The organism is Pseudomonas berkeleyensis (genome assembly GCF_014109765.1).
GTDB classification, from domain to species: Bacteria; Pseudomonadota; Gammaproteobacteria; order Pseudomonadales; family Pseudomonadaceae; genus Aquipseudomonas; species Aquipseudomonas berkeleyensis.
The window spans coordinates 1,467,323-1,484,770 of the sequence record NZ_CP059139.1; the positions used below are offsets into that span (position 1 = coordinate 1,467,323).

At 62.9% G+C, this 17,448-nt stretch carries 12 protein-coding genes; 1 reads left to right on the forward strand and 11 read right to left on the reverse strand.

Going from position 1 to position 17,448, the window contains the following annotated elements:
- Positions 1–194 precede the first annotated feature (194 nt).
- The 11 genes from HS968_RS06795 to HS968_RS06845 all read right to left on the reverse strand — a co-directional run bounded on the left by HS968_RS06795 (position 195) and on the right by HS968_RS06845 (position 16,179).
- Positions 195–1,451 carry a DUF1329 domain-containing protein gene (locus HS968_RS06795; RefSeq protein ID WP_119693428.1) on the reverse strand — a complete coding sequence of 419 codons (1,257 nt, stop codon included), beginning with the start codon at positions 1,449–1,451 and terminating at the stop codon, positions 195–197.
- A gap of 17 nt (positions 1,452–1,468) precedes the next feature.
- Positions 1,469–3,157 carry a DUF1302 family protein gene (locus HS968_RS06800; protein WP_182370689.1) on the reverse strand — a complete coding sequence of 563 codons (1,689 nt, stop codon included), beginning with the start codon at positions 3,155–3,157 and terminating at the stop codon, positions 1,469–1,471.
- A gap of 2 nt (positions 3,158–3,159) precedes the next feature.
- Positions 3,160–5,559, reverse strand: coding sequence for an efflux RND transporter permease subunit (locus tag HS968_RS06805; RefSeq protein ID WP_238338914.1), 2,400 nt, complete (start codon positions 5,557–5,559; stop codon positions 3,160–3,162).
- Positions 5,556–6,539: a WD40/YVTN/BNR-like repeat-containing protein gene (locus tag HS968_RS06810; RefSeq protein WP_182370690.1), complete on the reverse strand. Its 984-nt coding sequence runs from the start codon at positions 6,537–6,539 to the stop codon at positions 5,556–5,558. The genes HS968_RS06805 and HS968_RS06810 overlap by 4 nt, the downstream gene beginning before the upstream one ends.
- On the reverse strand, positions 6,532–7,455 hold the full coding sequence (locus HS968_RS06815) for a hydroxymethylglutaryl-CoA lyase (RefSeq protein WP_119693432.1): 924 nt from the start codon (positions 7,453–7,455) through the stop codon (positions 6,532–6,534). The genes HS968_RS06810 and HS968_RS06815 overlap by 8 nt, the downstream gene beginning before the upstream one ends.
- A 3-nt stretch (positions 7,456–7,458) precedes the next feature.
- Positions 7,459–8,658: a CaiB/BaiF CoA transferase family protein gene (locus HS968_RS06820; protein ID WP_119693433.1), complete on the reverse strand. Its 1,200-nt coding sequence runs from the start codon at positions 8,656–8,658 to the stop codon at positions 7,459–7,461.
- A 797-nt stretch (positions 8,659–9,455) separates the two neighbouring features.
- On the reverse strand, positions 9,456–11,534 hold the full coding sequence (locus HS968_RS06825) for an oxidoreductase (protein WP_182370691.1): 2,079 nt from the start codon (positions 11,532–11,534) through the stop codon (positions 9,456–9,458).
- 119 nt (positions 11,535–11,653) lie between these two features.
- Positions 11,654–13,771, reverse strand: coding sequence for an oxidoreductase (locus tag HS968_RS06830; protein WP_182370692.1), 2,118 nt, complete (start codon positions 13,769–13,771; stop codon positions 11,654–11,656).
- 147 nt (positions 13,772–13,918) lie between these two features.
- Positions 13,919–14,308 carry a nuclear transport factor 2 family protein gene (locus tag HS968_RS06835; protein ID WP_182370693.1) on the reverse strand — a complete coding sequence of 130 codons (390 nt, stop codon included), beginning with the start codon at positions 14,306–14,308 and terminating at the stop codon, positions 13,919–13,921.
- Between the two features lie 21 nt (positions 14,309–14,329).
- Entirely contained in the window at positions 14,330–15,079 is a 750-nt protein-coding gene (locus tag HS968_RS06840) for an aspartate/glutamate racemase family protein (protein ID WP_119693437.1), read from the reverse strand.
- Between the two features lie 206 nt (positions 15,080–15,285).
- Positions 15,286–16,179 (reverse strand): LysR family transcriptional regulator, encoded by an 894-nt coding sequence (locus HS968_RS06845; protein WP_119693438.1) that lies wholly within the window; start codon positions 16,177–16,179, stop codon positions 15,286–15,288.
- 138 nt (positions 16,180–16,317) lie between these two features.
- Between HS968_RS06845 and HS968_RS06850 the strand changes: the two genes are divergently transcribed.
- Positions 16,318–17,415 carry a 4-oxalomesaconate tautomerase gene (locus HS968_RS06850; protein WP_182370694.1) on the forward strand — a complete coding sequence of 366 codons (1,098 nt, stop codon included), beginning with the start codon at positions 16,318–16,320 and terminating at the stop codon, positions 17,413–17,415.
- Positions 17,416–17,448: the final 33 nt, after the last annotated feature.

The window sequence follows — 17,448 nt, forward strand, 5'->3', positions numbered from 1 at the left end:
CTTTGTTGTGCATCTTGGACTGGGGGCATAAACACCCCCAGCTGTTTCGGCTTACCAGATCATGTGAGAACTATTGCGCTCGGTTATACGGCGTTGAAAACGGCCTCGGAATGCTCATTTACAGGCGTAAACTGCGCTTCCTCGGCCGCTTTCGCCTTGTCTAACCTTCGCTCATGACGTTCTCACATGACCTGTTAACGCGCGGCTTTTTCGAGTTCGCGCAGGTTTACATCGTCAGCGGTGATGCCCGGTGTGTTCAGGCGCGGGCCACCCAAGACGAAAACCGTGCCATGACGGCGTTGGTAGTCGATGGTGAAGCCGGCTGCAGAGACGATCCCCACGTCGCCATCCTCGGTTTTGATGGTCTTGAGGTGGTAGTTCATCCACTTCCAGAACTGCCCTTTGCGATCATAGGCTTCGGCCTGATAGAAGCGAGGGAACTGGGTGTCCATGTACATCACTTTCTTGCTGTACGGGTGCTCCGGCGGGGTGGTGGCTTCCAGCACCCAGACTTCACGCGGTTCCCATTCGGCCTTGGGGTTCCAGAACGGCTTGTTGTCCAGGTCGATCACCGGGAACTCGGCGTTGCCGCTGGCCTTCTGGTTCCAGGTTTCACCCTGGGAGTTGGCCACGGCGAGAATCCAGCGCTTGCCCAACAGTTTGTAGTCCGGGTACCAGGTCGGGTGGGCGTTGAAGATCTCGATGTCGTCGCTGAGCTGGTCGGTGCCGCCGATCGGATCCATCCAGGTGCCGCCGGACAGGCGACGGGTGCGCCGCACCGACTTCACGTAGGCCCAAGAGTCTTCCAGCTTGGGCGAGTCGTAACGCACGGTGAACAGGCCCAGGCCGCGGATGTCGGTGGGGTAGGTTGCGTACAGCAGGGTCTTGGTGAGGATGCTGCCGTCACCCTCGACGGTCTGCTCGGTGCCCAGGCGGCCCTTCATGTAGTAGCGCTTGAACGCCCACTCCTGGCGACGCTCCAGGCCCACCTTGTCGTTGAGGAACAGGTAGCCGAACTTGGGATAGTCCTGCACGTTCTTGATCGGCTGGGCGTAGTGGTGGTTCCAGATCAGCTTGGCGGCGGCGTCTGGGTCATCCTGGCTGACGTTGGGGAAGGGCACGCCGGCTACCCAGCCTTCGACCTGACGGGTATCGCGGTTGTACACGGCCTTGCCTTCGTTGGCCTTGGTCGCGGCCACGTAGTCCTTGCCCAGGGTGATCGGCTCGGAGGCCTTGAGAGTGATGGCCAGGCCTTCGTCCTTGATCAGGATTTGCATGCGTTCGGTGAGCAGGTCACCGATGCTGTGACCTTCGAAGGTGTCGCCCAGGTGTTGGGCCAGGGTGCTCGCATCGATCCGGGTGCCGGGTGTCAGCTCGGCAGCCTGTGCTGCCAGCGCGACCGAGAAGGTCAGCGCCAGGGAAGCGACAAGGTGATTCTTGAGGAATGTCATTGTTGTTCTCTCCTGGATCAGAACTGGTAGGTCACACGGACGGCCAGTTGGTCGTTACCGTCGAAGTAGCCGAACAGGTTGGTGTTGTTGAAACCTTGCAGAGCACGCTTCTGCCGCTCGTCGTTGAAGAACAGGTCGGCCTCGACGCGCACCCGCCAGTTGTTGCCATAGGCGAACTCGACGCTGGGCACGAGGAAGCTGCCGCCATAGGTCAGGTCGGTGCCCACGGCCAGGGTCGGGTTGATGCGGTCGTTGTCGTAGTTGGCGGCCAGGATGGCGGTAGCGATGGTCGAGAATTCCTTGGCCCGGCCACTGAAACCGGCGGTGTTGACCACTTCGTCGTCACGGTCGTAGTTGGTGATCCAGGTGTTGAACAGCTGCACCGAGAAGAACGATGGGCGGCTGGTGCCCAGGTAGTTCTGCAGGCCGAGCTGCTTGTCCATGCGCACCATGGTTTTCACCACGTCCTTCTCGATGATTCCGCAGAAACCCGGGAAGAACGAACAGCCGCCTGCTTCGCCAGCTTGCACGCCGATGTTGTAAGGCGCGTTGGGGATGTAGGAGACCTCGGCGGAGAACACCGCATCGACCGACTCCAGGTAGCGGTTGGCGGTTACCCCGAACACGTCGATGAAGGGGAAGATCAGCTCGCCGACGGTGGAGTTTGGATCGGAGTTGTATTCGCCCTTGTACGGGCCGACGTAGGTGCGGCCACTGGCGGCGTTGCCGACGCCCAGCGGGTTGTTCGGGTTGGAGTTGATCACCGGGTTCTGCGACGGGCCATGGAACCAGCCCAGCGAGTATTCCCACTCGCCGGCCATGCCTTTCCAGCGCACGCCGTAGGACGGATCGTCCATGTCGGCTGCCTTGTGGTCGTAGCTGTACGGCACGTCGGCGCCGAAGGTGGCGGACTCGAAGGTGATGCCCTTGTTCGGGTTGTTCGCCCAGCGCCCGCCTTCCAGGTCATAGCTGTTGCCGCGGTCGCTGGCACGGTTCATCCGGCCCGGGATGTAGAGCAGCTGCAGGGTGCCGTCGACGCTGTCGAAGCGCTCCATCAGGTTGACCATCCACAGCGGCTTGCGCACGTCTTCGTTCTCCGGTTCGAGGAACGAGCGGATGCGCATGTCGTAACCGTGGATCACGTCCAGCGACTGGAAGAAGTCGGTCTCGCCCCAGACTACCTGCTGCTTGCCGAGCTTGAGGGTGGTGGTCGGGGTGACCCCGGTCTGCCACCACAACTCGCGGATTTCTTCGCTGTTGTAGACGTCGTCCATCAGGTTGACCGAGGACTTGCTGCGGTTGCTGAACAGGTCGGACGCGGCGTTGCCGTCCATGCTCTTCTGCAGGTCTTTCAGGTAATCGGTTTCCACCTCGCGGGCCACGCGCCCGGAGATGTTGAACTGCGAGTTGCCGAAGTCCTTGAACAGGTTGAGCTTGAGCGTGGTGCGCGCCATCGACAGGTCGTAGCGATAGTTGCCCTTGCGCTTCGCGCCGACCAGCCCGTTGGGATCATCTGTATCCATTACATAGGGGTTTTCCAGGTTCCAGGACATGTGCTGGCGCGCATATCCGCTGACCTCCCAGTCGGAAAAGAACCCCTCATCAGCCTGTGCCCCAGCCTGCACTCCCATACCAGCCAGCAGAACCGCGCAAGCGATCGGAGTTTTGCCAGACCACGCCTTCGTATTGTTGTTGTGTGCGCTCATTATTAGTTCCTGATGTGTTCAGGTTGGTGGATACGCCCGCAGTTCGGGGCATCATTCGACTGGCCGTGCTCGAAGATGAATTTCGGTTTGAACACCAGCGCAAGCGAAGGCATGACGAAGAGCGAGGTCAGTGCCGAGACCATCAGCCAGAGGCCGATCAGCATGCCCATCTCCGCCTGGAAACGAAGGGAGGAGAACGACCAGAACAGCACCCCGGCGGCCAGGGTGAAGGCCGTCAGCAGCACCCCACGGCCCGCCGAGCCGAGGGACTGCAGCACCGCGTCGAGCGGCTCGGCATCGGGGTTCTTTTCCAGGTATTCCTTCATCGAATCGACGATGTAGAAGGCGTAATCCACGCCCAGGCCGATGCCCAGGGCCACCACCGGCAGGGTGCTGATGCTCATGCCGATGCCCTGCCAGGCCATGAAGGCGAAGGTCACCACGTTGGAGATCAGCACCGGGATGATGAAGAAGATGCCGCTGACCGAAGAGCGATAGACCACCAGGCAGCACAGCACCACCACCAGGAAAGCCAGCGCGGTCGCCTCGATCTGGTCGCCGAGAAGGATCTCGTTGACCGCCGCGATGATCCCCAGCACGCCACCGACCAGCTTCACTTCGGCGCCTTCGAGCGGGTTGTCGCGGATGAACTCGTTGGCGTAGTGAGTGGCCTTGCGCAGGGTGTCGCCCTTGTGATCGCGGAAGAACAGGGTCACAGCGGCGTTGCGGAACTGCACATCGGCGAACTGGGTCAGGTCGTCCGGGTCGGCGCCCTGCATGTAGAAGCTGATCAGCTCGCCGTTTTCCATGCGGCTCAGGCCCAGCTCGCCGTAGCGCGGGTTGCCTTCGTAGAGGTTGCGGCGAATGTCGATGACGATGTCGGCCAGCGACACCGAGCCGCCGATCTCCGGCTGACGCTCCATGTAGCGCGAGAAGCGCAGCATCCAGTCGAGCACCTCGGGCGTCTTCATCGCGTCCAGTTCCTTGCCTTCGAGCACCACGAACATCTGCTCGGAGCCGGGGTAGAGACGATTGATCAGGGCGCTGTCGCGGTTGAAGGCGGAGTCCTGCCAGAGGATCGGCGAGCCGTCGCTGGCGTCGCCGACGTTGATCCGGGTAGCCTCGAGCATGAAGCCGCAGAGCAGCACCAGGGTCACTGGGGCGACCCAGTAGCGCGCACGGCTGCGTACCATCCACTTCGCACCATTGAGGACGAAGTGCATGAGGCCATCGAGGTTGACCGGGTGCACGTAACCTTCCGGGCGCTTGACGTAGGACAGCAGAGCCGGGGTCAGCAGCACTGCCGAGACGGCGATGGTCATCACCCAGATGGCACCGATGATCGCCACTTTGTGCATCAGCGGAATCGGCGTGAGGATGACGCAGAGAATCGCCCCGGCATCGGCATAAAGCCCCAGCATGCTCGGGCGCAGCAGCTCGCGCATGGTCTGCTCGGCGGCTTTGCGCGGCTCGATGGAATCGCCCACCGCCAGGTCGTCGAAGCGGGTGATCAGTTGCACCGAGTGGGAGAAGGCGCGCGCTGTGATGATGAAGGCCACCACGATCACCAGCGGGTCGAAGTTGTAGCCCAGCAGGCTGCCGACACCGAGCGCCCAGATGGCCGAGACGATGCCGGCGATCAGTGGCAGCAGGGTACCGCGCCAGGTGCGGCTGAACACGAACAGCAGGATCAGCATGGCGGCCAGCGACAGCAGGGCGATGCCCACGGTCTCGCCGAGGTAATGCGCCACCCAGCCATAGAGGATCGGCTCGCCGACCAGATGCAGACTGACCTGATCCTTGACCGGCGAAGCGTCGAGGATGGCTTCGATCTGCGGGAAGATCTTCGCGTAGTCCACCAGATGGTCGTAGAAGTCTACCTGGATCAGCGCCGAACTCAGGTCACGGTCGACGTACAGGCCATACACCAGCGGGTTGTTCAGCACTGCCTGGCGCAGTTCGCGCATCTGCTGCGCATTCTTGGGCAGATCCGGCCACATCAGCGGACGGGTTTCGATGCCTTCGCTGGAGGCGTTGACGCGCTTGAGCTTCTTCGAGGCCAGCGAGGTGATCTGCATCGGATTGACGCCCTCGACCTGCTGCAGGTCGTAGGTGATCCGGCGCACTTCACCGAGCACGTCCTCGCGGAAGATGTCGCCTTCCTTGGCCTTGACCAGGATGGTCACGCGATTGCTGGCGGCGAAGCTGTCCTGATACTTCTGGTGCACTTTCACGTAGGGGTGGTTGTGGGGAACCATGTCGCTGAAGCGGGTGCGGATGTCCAGATTGACCAGGCTGGCAGCGAAACCCAGGGTGATAAGCCCGACCACCACGCACACCAGCAGGCGATGGCGGATCGACCACAGCGACAGGCGCGCGGCGAAATTCATGGCGGCATTCATTGTTGTTGCTCCCGGGGCCAGAGCTGCAGGTCGTCCTGGCGCAGCAAGCCGAGTTGATGGCCGATCAGCACGACACCGTCGGCGGTATCGAGCAGGCGGCTGTGGTAGCTCTTGTCCAGGCCGTCCGGCGTCCAGGCCTGCCATTCGCTGGCCGGGGTGCGCGAGCGGAACAGCGCGCCACGGTCGCCGGTGGTCAGCCACTCGCCTTCATGCACGGTGATGTCGAACAGGTGCTCAGGGGTGAAGGGCTTCACCGCCTGCCAGCTGTCGCCGCCGTCGCGGCTGATGAAGGCCTGGCCCTGGTTGCCGACGGCAACGCCGGTGCTGCCGTCGAAGACCAGCGCGCGCAGGCTTTCGCTGCCCAGCTCCTGAGTCGTCCAGGTCAGGCCGCCATCACGGCTGCGCAGCAGGCGGCCGAATTCGGCGGTAATCCACAAGTCGCCATCGACGCCTGCGCGGATGCTGTTGAAGGTGACGTCCTCACCAGTGCCCATGGCCTCCCAGTGCGCGGCATCGGCATCACCGCGAAACAGTGCGCCCATCTCGCCGACCGCCCAGAAGTGGCCGTCGATGAAGGCGACGCTGAGCAGCTTGCCGGCCAGGTCGGAGACCACCAGTTCCTGGCTTTGCCAGGGTTCCTGCCCCTGACGCGTCCACAGGTGGCCCTGGTTGCCCACTACCACTTGGCGACCTTTATCCGACACGGCTATGGATTGCAGATTGCTGCGCGCCGGCAGCTCTTCCCGTGCCCAGGTGGCACCGGCATCGAGGCTCGACAGCAGGGCACCGTTCTGCCCGACGATCCACAGGTGCTCACCCAGTGCGGCGCCGTCGAAGAAGGCGTCGCGGCGTTCCAGCAGCGGCTGATCCAGTGGTACCGGATTGACCGAAGGTTTGATGAATACAGCGGCATAGGCCAGGCTGCCGATCACCATCCAGGGCGCCAGCCGCGCGAGCCAGCCAAGCAGGCACTTAAACATGGCTGCCTCCTTGTCGCTTGCCGGCCTGGCGGTCGAGCCAGCGGAACGAATGGCCGCCCAGCGGCGTACCGGTCAGCGCTTGTACACGCTGCACGGCATCGACCAGCGCCAGCGGTTCGATACCGCTGCGCAGGCCCATGGCGTCGAGCATCAGCACCAGGTCTTCGGTGGCCAGGTTGCCGGTGGCGCCCGGCGAGAAGGGGCAGCCGCCGAGGCCGCCGATGGAGCTGTCGAACTCACGCACGCCGCACTCCAGTGCGGCCAGTACGTTGGCCAGGGCCATGCCACGGGTGTCGTGGAAGTGGCACGACAGTTGGCCGGCTGCGCTGGGCGTGGCCAGCCGTTCCAGCACCTCACGCACGGCACGCGGATTGGCCGCGCCAATGGTGTCAGCGATGATCACCTTGTCCGCGCCAGCCTCGAACATGCGCTGGGTCAGGTATTCCACCACCGAGGGCGGGGTCAGGCCCTCGAACGGACATTCGAAGGCGACGGCGACATAGGCGCGGGCCTGGATGCCGTCCTCGCGGGCGCGCTGCATCAGCTCGGCGCAGACCGCGGTGGTCTGTTCCAGGCTCATGTTGATGTTGCGCTGGTTCATGGTCTCGGTGGCCGACAGCACCACGGCAACCGAACGCACACCGGCTTCGCGCGCCAGTTCGTAGCCGCGCAGGTTGGGCACCAGCGCCGAGTAGGCGACTGCATCGGTCATCGGCAGCAGCTTGAACAGCTCGCCGGTGCCGGCCATCTGCGGTACTGCCTTGGGCGATACGAAACTGCCGACCTCGATGCTGCGAATACCGCTATCGAGCAACGCATCGATCATCAACAGACGTTCTTCGATGCTCAGGGTCTTGCCCTGGCTCTGCAGCCCGTCGCGCGGGCCGACTTCATTGACGGTGACGAAATTGCTCATGCCTCACCCCACGATCCGCTGGTTCTTCAGCGCAGCGATGCGCTCGGCGTCGTAACCCAGCACGCGTTCGAGCACCGCATCGGTGTGCTCGCCCAGCAGGGGCGGGGGGCTGTAGCTGTCTTCGTCGTCGGCCGAGAGCTTGATCGGGTTGCCCGGTGCTTCCACCGTGCCGCCTTGCGGGTGAGGGATTTCCACCACCATCTTGCGGTGGCGCACCTGCGGGTCGGCCAGCGCGTCGCTGAAGCGGTTGACCGGGGCACAGGGCACGCGTACCGAGGACAGCTGCTCGACCCAGTGAGCGGTGTCGCGGGTGGCGAACAGCTCGTTGAGGATGCCGTCGATCAGTTTCTTGTCGGCCAGGCGCGCAGGCTGGGTCTTGTACTTGGGATCCTTGAGCGCCTCGACATCGAGCAGGCCGACCAGGTTGTCCCAGAAGCTGTCGAAGATCACCGCGACGATGATGAAACCGTCGGCGGTGCGGTAGGTGTTGTACGGCACATGGACGAAGTGACCATTGCCCAGCGGCTCGGGGTTCTCGCCGCTGAGGAAGTACATGGTGGCCATGTAGTTGAGCATGCTGATCTGGCAGTCGAGCATGCTGATGTCGACGTGTTGACCGTGGCCCTTGCTATGGCGTGCCTGCAGTGCAGCCAGCACACCCATGACGGCGAACATGCCGCCGCCCAGATCGCCGATGGGAATGCCGGCGCGGGTCGGGTGCTCGGCGTTGTCGCCGGTGATCGACATGCCGCCGCCGATGCCTTGCACCACCTGGTCGAAGGCCGGGCGTTGGTAGTTGGGGCCGTCCTGGCCGAAGCCGGACACCGAGCAGGTGATGATCAGAGGGTTGATCTGTTTGAGGTGCTCGTAGTCGATCTTGAGCTTTTGCGGTACGCCAGCGCTGAAGTTGTCCAGCACCACGTCGGCCTCTCGCACCAGGTCGTGGAACACGGCCAGGCCCTGTTCGCTCTTGAGGTCGATGCATACGCTCTGCTTGTTGCGATTGAGCGTGAGGAAGTAGGCGCCCATGCCCTTGAACGAATGCCGAGGATCCTTGGCTAGCAGCGCGCGCGTGCCTTCGCCAGTCAGTGGCTCGACCTTGATTGTTTCCGCCCCGAGATCGGCAAGGATCATTCCGGCATAGGGGCCGGACAGCATATGGGTCAGATCGAGGATGCGAATCCCCTCTAGCGGTTTGCTCATGATCGTTCTCTTGTACTTGTTGGAATTGCCCGCACAAGAGGGATAGCAAGGCCCTTGCCAAGTCTTTGAATGACTTTTAGTTGTTTGTTTTTAAAGGGATTTTTTTAATTTTTTGAGTGAATCAGCGAAGCGCTTGGAGCAATCGCATTGCAAGCTGAAATGGCGATTTCATTCTGCATGGATGGTGTTGAACGAACTGGGAAGGGAGGCTGGCGGGGAGTGGGCAGATGGTTCGCCGGCTGGGAGGTTGTTCGTATGGTGGAGGGGGGATACAGGGCTGGTACTTCGGGATCGTATTTCGGTCAGGCTTGGCACTATCCATTGGCGCGCCGTCTGATCTGATGGGTTTCGCCCCTTACGGGCGAGTCACTTTCTCTTGCTTGCCCAAGAGAAAGTAACCAAAGAGAAGGGCACCCCGACATCCGGCCCCGGCTGCGCCGGGGTTCGTTCGCTCCATCATTGCTCCGAGGGTCGGCTTACAAGGGCCGTCCCTGCCCCTTTAAGCCTCTCGCGGCATCCATGCCGCTCGCCCCTCTACACAACGATTTCACTCACCCTCCTGAAGGGGACTTGGGCGTCGCCTGCAAGATCGCGATTCAAGAGTGAAAGCACGGATATTGCGGATTGGCCACAAGGGCACAGCGAAGCAGGTGTAGCGCCCATTAGGGGCGAAACCTATCAGGCCAGGCTGCGCGCTAATGAAGAGCACCAAGTCTGGTGTCATTCAAATGCGAAGAGCACCCCCCAAAAAAAACCGGCACACAAGGTGCCGGCAAACTTCACGCTCAGGAGCAGTCTCAGGTGAATCGATGTGCTTCGATGGGGCCGTCGAATCCTTCCAGGGCACCTGGTTCGATGTAGCGTTTCCAGTTGTCGAAGATTTCCCGGCCGGCGAGAAAACCCTCGAAGATCGCGTGGTCGGTCTTGCGTGGTACCACGGCGTCGCCGACGCGGTGTACGTGCGGCAGCTCGGCCTTGAGGGCGTGGTACAGGCCGTCCACCGGCAAGTGGCGCACCGCCAGGACGATACTGTCGAAGCCTTCCAGGGTCTGTTCCTCGCAGCTGTAGAGGTTGAACAGATCGACCGCCGTACCGCGTACCCGGCTGACCCAGGCATTGAGGGTGTAAGTCAGGCCACGGCTGAACAGGTTGGCGTACACCACCGGCTGATCCAGGGTGGTGCCCAGACGATGGAACAGCGCGTTCCAGCGTGTGACCACGTGCACCTCGTGGCCGTTTTCCACCAGCAGCTCGGTGATGCCGGCGGAGTAGCGGTTGCCTTCCTCGTCCAGCACCAGCACGCGCTTGCCGACCCGCTGCGGCTGTGCCAGCACGTCGAGCGCGGTGAACACATGCTCGGCATCCAGCCCCGGCACCTGCTCGACCAGCGGGTTGATGTCGGAGTAACCGCTGCGATCCGGCAGCGAGCCGGTGGCGACGATCACGCCATCCGGTTGCAGTGCGCGGATCGAGTCGACGCTGGCTTCGCAGTTCAGCTTCACCTGCACACCGGCCTTGGCCATCTGCACCTTGAGGTCTTCGGTGATCCAGGCGAAGGAATCGCGACGCGGCAGGCGCACGATATGGTTGACCTGGCCACCGAGTTCGCCGGCCTTCTCCAGCAGGGTGACGCGGTGTCCGCGCTTGGCCAGGCCCTCGGCCGCCTTCATCCCGGCTGGACCACCGCCGACCACCACCCAGTGTCTGGCCGCTGGCGCCAGCTCCAGCGTCTGTGGCCCGAAGACTTCCTCGCGGCCGGTGGCCGGGTTCACCTGGCAGGTCATCGAAGTGCCGTGGAACAGTCGCGAAACGCAGCCCTGGTTGCAGCGCAGGCAGTGGTAGATCTCGTCCTCGCGGCCCTCGGCAGTCTTGCGCGCGAACTCGGGGTCGGCGATCTGTGCGCGGGTCATGGCCACCATGTCGGCGTCGCCACGCGCGAGGATGGCCTCGGCCTCGCCGGCACTGCCGATGCCCGAGACGCAGAACACCGGCAGCTTCACCGCGCGCTTGAGGCGCGCCACCGGGTCGACCAGCCAGCCATTGGGTACGTCATACGGAGGCATGATGTAGGTGGCCGACTGGTACACCCCGGCGGTGGCCATGATGTAGTCGATCTGGCCGGTGGCCTCGACCGTCTGCGCGACCTTGATCCAGTCGTCGATCTGCATGCCGCCCGGCACCATTTCGTCCATCGATAGGCGAATGCCGATCACCAGATCCGGGCCGACCTTCTCGCGCACCGCCGCGATCACTTCGAGCGGCAGGCGCATGCGATTCTCGTAGCTGCCGCCATATTCATCGGTGCGTTTGTTGAACAGCGGGGAGATGAACTGGTGCAGCAGGTAGCTGTGCGCCAGGTGAATCTCGACACCGTCGAAGCCGGCCAGGCGTGCGTACTCGGCCGAGCGCACCCAGCCCTCGACGACCTCGTCCATGTCCGAGCGCTCCATGGCCTTGGCCATCTCGCCGAACACCGGTGACTTGATGTTGGACGACGACCAGAGCACGCGGTAGTCGTCCATGGCATGGGTTTCGCCCATTACGCCGAAGTGGTTGAGCTGGGCGAAGATGTGCGCACCGAAGCCATGCACCGCCTGTGTAAGCGCGGTGTCGCGCTCGATCATTTCCTCGCGATAGCCATAGGGATAGCCGCGGCAGAACGTGTTGGAGGTCGGGTGGATCAGGCGGTTGCCGGTAACCATCAGGCCGATGCCGCCTTTGGCGCGCGCGGTGTGGTAGTAGATGTCGCGGTTGTTGGTCAGCCCTTCCGGCGAGTTGAAGGCCATGGCATGGGCTGACTGCATGATGCGGTTGCGCAGGGTGATGCCGCGCAGGCGCAGCGGTTGGAACAGGTGCGGATAACGTTCGACGGTCATGTTGTTCTCCTTCGCGGCCGACAGGGCCGGCCGGAAATGGCGTCATGTCGCGCACAGCCGAAGGACTGTGCGCGGCTTTGCGTAGGGTGCGCTGTGCGCACCGCTAGCCGATCAAGCGATCAGCCCACCGGCGCGCCCATGGCCGTGCGCCAGTCGGCGCCGAAGCCTTCCAGCTCGCCCTGTTCGATGAACCGGTTCGGGTCGTCGAGCAACTCGCGACCGGCCAACATGCCTTCATAGAGAGTGTCCTGCAGCGGCCTGGGCAGGCGTGCGTCGCCGATGCAATGGAGGTTCTGCACCCGGCCCTGCAAGGCGCGGTAGAGCGCATCGTGCGGGCTGTGCCCGGCGGCGATGATGAAGGTGTCGGCCTCCAGGCTTTCGCCGTTCTCGTCGGTGAACAGGTTGAGCAGTTGCGCACGCTTGCCGTCGATGCTGCGTACCCAGCTGTTGAGGGTGTATTGCAGGCCCTTGCGGAACACGTGCTGGTAGTTCACCGGCAGATCCAGGGTCAGGGCGAGGTTGGGCGCCAGGGCGATGAAGCGGCTGACCAGATGCACCTGATGGCCACGATCGAGCAGGTATTCGGCGGTGCCCAGGGCGTAGCGGCCGCCGTCCTCGTCGAACAGCACCACACGCTTGCCGACCCGCGCCGGATCTTCGAGAGCCTCGACCACGCTGAGCACGTTGTCCTGCTCGGTACCGGGCACGCGATCCACGGCGGGGCGCGTCGAGGTGAACGCGGTTTTCAGCGGTGTCGAGCCGGTAGCCAGAAGCACGCCGTCTGCACCGAACGCGACCACATCGTCGGCGCTCATCGCGCAGTTCAGGCGAATCTCCACCCCGGCCTTGCGCAGTTGCCGTTCCAGGTCGCGCGGGATGAAACCGAACTTATGCCGGCGCGGCAGGCGTGCGGCGAGGTTGAGCAGGCCGCCGAGGCGGTCGTCCTTCTCTACCAGAGTGACCAGGTGGCCACGCTGGCGCAGGGTGAGTGCCGCCTTCATGCCCGCCGGGCCGCCGCCTACCACCAGCCAGTTGCCGGGCGTTTCGGCAGGCTTGAGGGTGTGCAGGCCGAAACGCTGCTCGCGCCCGGCTGCCGGGTTGACCACGCAGGAGATCGCGTTGCCGGCCATCAACCGGGCGATGCACGCCTGGTTGCAGCGGATGCAGTGGTTGATCTCGTCCTCACGGCCTTCGCGCAACTTGTTGCAGAACTCGGGGTCGGCGATCTGCGTGCGGGTCATCGCCACCATGTCGGTGGCGCCGCTGGCCACCAGGGCCTCGGCTTTCTCCGGGTCGACGATATGGCCGACGATGAATACCGGAATATCGCTGACTTCACGCAAGGAGGCACGCAGACGGGCGCCGTCGTCCACCAGCCAGTTCTCCGGGTAGTCGCCTGGCGGAATCTGGTCGGCGTGGGCGGCATAGGTACCGGCGGTGGCGCTGACGTAATCGATCAGGCCGGTCTCGACCATCTTGCGGGTCATCTGGATCGCCGTGTCGGCATGCATACCGTCGACGGTGCATTCATCCAGCGAGACGCGAATGCCCACCACGAAATCCGGGCCGACCGCGTCACGTACGCGCTGCATGGTTTCGATGGGGAAGCGCACGATGTTGTCGAGGCTGCCGCCGTACTCGTCGGTGCGCTTGTTGTAGACGAAGGACAGGAACTGCTGGTGCAGATAGCCGTGTGAATAGTGCAGCTCGACGCCGTCGAAGCCCGCCGCTTTGGCATTCAGCGCGGTCAGGGCGAAGTGTTCCGACACCTCGTCCATTTCCGCCTTGGTCATCTCCTTGGCCCACTCGTTGTAGGCCGGCGACTTCATGGTCGACGGGCCCCACTGCACGCGGTAGTCGTCCAGCGCGCCGCTGCGGCCCTGCGGGCCGAAATGGATCAGTTGGGCGATGATGCGTGCGCCGAAGGCATGCACGGCGTTCACCATCTCTGCGTCGCGCTCGATCATTTCCTGGCGGTTACCGCGTGCCAGCGAGCGGTTGGGGCCAGTGGAGGCGGGGTGGGTGTGGCGCGCACCGGTGACGATCAGGCCGATGCCGCCCTTGGCACGTTCGGCCTGGTAGTGGATGTCACGGTCGTTGGTCAGCCCCTCGGCCGAGGCGAAGCCCTTGGCATGGGCGGTTTGCATCAGGCGGTTGCGTACGGTGATGTTGCCGATTTTCAGCGGCGAGAAAATCGAGGGATAGCGAAGCTCCCCCGGCGTCTTGGGCTGGGTCATTTTCCTCATCCTTTGTTCTTGTTCTGGTGAGTGGCCCGTCGTCGTGGAGCGGGCCGCAACCGCTGTCCGCACTACCGTCAGAGTGGTAGGCGGGCAGGGCACCCGGAGCACATCAGAGGAGATGTCTCCGAGCCATGCATGGAACGATCAGCGCAGCACGTTCTCGCCGCTCATGAATACGAACACGCGGCGGAACTTGCCGTCCTCGACGTACCAGAAGTTGCAGTTGCGCAGGCGGGTTTCGTTGCCTCGCGCGTCCTTGAGGTAGACGTTGAAGCGCGAGCAGATGGTCTGGGTCTCGACGTCGACTGCCAGTTCGAAATCGCCGTGCCAGATTTCCTCGAAGTTGGCGAACAGGTTGTCGAACATCTTGCGCACACCGGTATGGCCGTCGTGCGTGAGGTTGTCGGTCTGGATGGTGAACGCCACGTCTTCGTGGAAGCAGTCCAGCACGCCGGCCATGTTCTTGTTGTCCACGTTGGCGAAGTACTTCTGTGTAGCCAGGTCGATCAGTTGCTCACGGGAAAGATGACTCATTGCTTGTTCTCCTTGTTGATGTCATTGACCAGCGAAGCCGTGATAGGCGGCGTCGTTGAGAATCTGCGGGGCGGGGTAGGCCTTGCGGCTCTGCGAGAGCCCGAGGCTCAGCAGCATTTCGCACAGCTTGTAGGAAACCAGGCCGGGGTTGATCACCGGAATCGGCAGGCGCTCGGCCAGGTAGGCATGGGACTGGTGCATGGTGGTGGAGCCGAGCACGATCACATCGGCGCCGTCCTCCTCCATCGCCCGGCGCGCTTCGGCCTCGAGCTTGGCGAACACCACCTCTTCCTTGCCTTCGAGCAGTTCCTTGAGATCCGGGCGGGTCTTGATCGAGCGCAGAGAGGCCACCCGCGGCCACAGGTGGTATTCGGTAAGGGTCTTTTCGTACAGGGGGAACCATTCGTCCCACATGGTGATGATGCTGAATTTCTTGCCCAGCATGCAGGCGGTGTGGAAGGCCGCCATGCCCGGCGCAATCACCGGGATGTCCAGCCGCGAGCGCAGGGCGGCGAGGCCGGAGTCGCTGACGGTGTCGATGCACACCGCGCTATAGCCTTCCTCCTGGGCGCGCAGGCCAGCCTGCACCACGGAGAAATCCATCAGTAGCACGTCGTACGCGCTGTCCCCCAGCGAGGCGCCCTTGGCGACCGGCACGAATTCCGGATGAAAGCCGGGCAGGATCATGCTGGCCGGCAGCTGCGAGGCGCGGTTGTCGGCACCTGCCTGATCCATGGGAATGGGGATGATTACCTTGATGCGGTGGGTCATGCAGTTCTCCCGGAGGATATTGCCGTCAGGACTACGGCTTTTGTTGTTTTCCTCTCTTGAGCAAGACCAGTGCCACAATCAATCGAAAGCACAATGCTTTGATTGCTATAGGTTTTTCATAAAAGCAGAGCGGCGTTACCGTTACCGCTCATTCAACTTGAAATGAAACGAAGCAAGTTGAAATTACTCATGTGCCATGGCTGACGTCACTCCCTCCAGCGCTTGAGCAACATCTCGATGAACAGCTCTGCGGTGCTCGACAGCGGGGCGCCATCGCGCCGGACCAGGCCGATGGTGCGTTCGATCTGCGGCGGTGGCAGCTCGCGGCAGCAGATCGCGTCATGTTCGCTGGCCGGCATCGCCAGGCGTGGCAGGATGGCCACGCCCAGGCCGCATTCCACCAGACCCAGCGAGGTCGACAGGTGTTGCACCTCGTAGAAGCCGTTCAGGCGTATGCCATGGCCGGACAGCGCGCTGTCGAGCAGCATGCGGTTGCCGCTGTCACGGCTGACGGTGATCAGGCGCACGCTTTGCAAATCCTGCCACTCCACCACCGGTAGGGCGGCCAGCGGATGGTCGCTGCGCATGGCCAGTACGAAGGGATCGCGCAGCAGGGGGGTGAAACTGATCTCCGGATGCTGGGCGCTGATCATGTTGATGCCGAAATCGGCATCGCCACTGATCACGCGTTCCAGGCCTTCATTGGCACTGACGTCGAGAATACGGATGCGGATGCCCGGATAGGCCTCGTTGAACACACGGATCACGCTGGGCAGGAAGTAGAAGGCTGCCGTCGGGATGCAGGCGATGGTGACGGTGCCTTTCTGATGCGTCTTCAGTTCACGCACGCCCTGGACGGACGATTCGTAGTCTTCCAGCATGCGTCGCGCGCGGGGCAGGTAGTCCTTGCCGACATCCGTCAGCCAACTGCGGCGCGTCGTGCGTTCGAGCAGCTTGGCGCCCAGGGTTTCCTCCAGCTTCTGCAGTCGCCGTGAGAGCGCCGGCTGTGACAGGTGCAGAGATTGAGCCGCTTCCAGAAAGGAGTGCGACTCGGCAACCCGCACAAAGGCGGCCAGATCAAGGAACTCTATTCGATGCATTAACAGGTAAACCTTTCAATATATTACGCATTAATGCTTATAAATTATCACTCTTCCTTGATGTTTGCATTTGATGCATAAAAGGGTCGCTGACAAGCTGTATCCACCGCCGCCCCGGTGGTCGTTGGATCAGAGATAATGAATAGCATCCCTTGCATGATCATGCGCGGCGGCACCTCGCGTGGCCCCTTCATCCGCATGTCCGACCTGCCCGAGTCGCTCGAGGCGCGCAGCCAGATCCTGCTTGATCTGATGGGCGCAGGGCATCCGTTGCAGGTGGATGGCATTGGTGGTGGTAACTCGCTGACCAGCAAGGTGGCCATGGTCGGGCCGTCCAGCCGCAGCGATGCGGATGTCGACTATCTTTTCGCACAGGTCGACGTAAGCGAACGATCCGTGGACTACACCCCCAACTGCGGCAACATGCTGTCTGCGGTTGGCCCGTTCTCGATCGAGACTGGCCTGGTGTCTCCCACCTACGAGCAGACCCGCGTTCGCGTCTTCAACGTCAACACCCAACGCATCATCGAATGCCTGGTGCCGACCCCCAACGGTCGTGTCGCCTACGAAGGCAATACCGCCATCAGTGGCGTGCCGGGTAGCGCTGCGGGCATCCAGCTGAGCTTTCTCGATGTTGCCGGCGCCAAGACCGGTAAGTTGCTGCCAACCGGCAATGTCTGTGACCACATCGATGGCATCGAAGTCAGCTGCGTGGACGCTGCCACACCGGTGGTGATCCTGTGCGCCAGCGATCTGGGCGTCGATGGTCACGCCGACCCTGCCACGCTCGACGCCAACTCCGAGATGCTGCGCAGGCTCGAAAGCATTCGTCGCGAAGCCGGATTGCGCATGGGCATGGGCGACGTCAGCCAGTCCGTGTTGCCGAAACCGATTCTGATCAGCGCGGCTGCCGAGGGCGACGCCACCCTCTGTGCGCGTTATTTCGTACCGCAGCGCTGCCACAAGGCGCTGGCCGTCACTGGCGCCATCGCGCTCGGTGCGGCACTGAACCTGCCGGGGAGCGTCGCCAACCGCGTTGCGCGGGACGCTGGCCGGCTGCTGGAGGGGCAGGTACTCGAGGGCATTCGCATCGAGCACCCCTCCGGGCACCTCGATATCCGCGTTGGATTGCGTGACGGCAACCCCCGCGATATCGCCCGCGTGTCGCTGATTCGCACGGCACGCAAGATCATGGACGGTCACTTGTTCTACCGTGTGGCTGATGCCTTGAATTGATGAAGGCCAGGCCTTCTTCCATCAGCCCGACAA

What these genes read in the sequence shown, in the direction of transcription:
- HS968_RS06845 (WP_119693438.1), bottom strand. Translation starts at nt 16,179, where the DNA reads ATGCATCGAATAGAGTTCCTTGATCTGGCCGCCTTTGTGCGGGTTGCC.
- HS968_RS06815 (WP_119693432.1), bottom strand. Translation starts at nt 7,455, where the DNA reads ATGAGCAATTTCGTCACCGTCAATGAAGTCGGCCCGCGCGACGGGCTG.
- HS968_RS06835 (WP_182370693.1), bottom strand. Translation starts at nt 14,308, where the DNA reads ATGAGTCATCTTTCCCGTGAGCAACTGATCGACCTGGCTACACAGAAG.
- HS968_RS06825 (WP_182370691.1), bottom strand. Translation starts at nt 11,534, where the DNA reads ATGACCGTCGAACGTTATCCGCACCTGTTCCAACCGCTGCGCCTGCGC.
- HS968_RS06800 (WP_182370689.1), bottom strand. Translation starts at nt 3,157, where the DNA reads ATGAGCGCACACAACAACAATACGAAGGCGTGGTCTGGCAAAACTCCG.
- HS968_RS06840 (WP_119693437.1), bottom strand. Translation starts at nt 15,079, where the DNA reads ATGACCCACCGCATCAAGGTAATCATCCCCATTCCCATGGATCAGGCA.
- HS968_RS06850 (WP_182370694.1), top strand. Translation starts at nt 16,318, where the DNA reads ATGAATAGCATCCCTTGCATGATCATGCGCGGCGGCACCTCGCGTGGC.
- HS968_RS06810 (WP_182370690.1), bottom strand. Translation starts at nt 6,539, where the DNA reads ATGTTTAAGTGCCTGCTTGGCTGGCTCGCGCGGCTGGCGCCCTGGATG.
- HS968_RS06795 (WP_119693428.1), bottom strand. Translation starts at nt 1,451, where the DNA reads ATGACATTCCTCAAGAATCACCTTGTCGCTTCCCTGGCGCTGACCTTC.
- HS968_RS06820 (WP_119693433.1), bottom strand. Translation starts at nt 8,658, where the DNA reads ATGAGCAAACCGCTAGAGGGGATTCGCATCCTCGATCTGACCCATATG.
- HS968_RS06805 (WP_238338914.1), bottom strand. Translation starts at nt 5,559, where the DNA reads ATGAATGCCGCCATGAATTTCGCCGCGCGCCTGTCGCTGTGGTCGATC.
- HS968_RS06830 (WP_182370692.1), bottom strand. Translation starts at nt 13,771, where the DNA reads ATGACCCAGCCCAAGACGCCGGGGGAGCTTCGCTATCCCTCGATTTTC.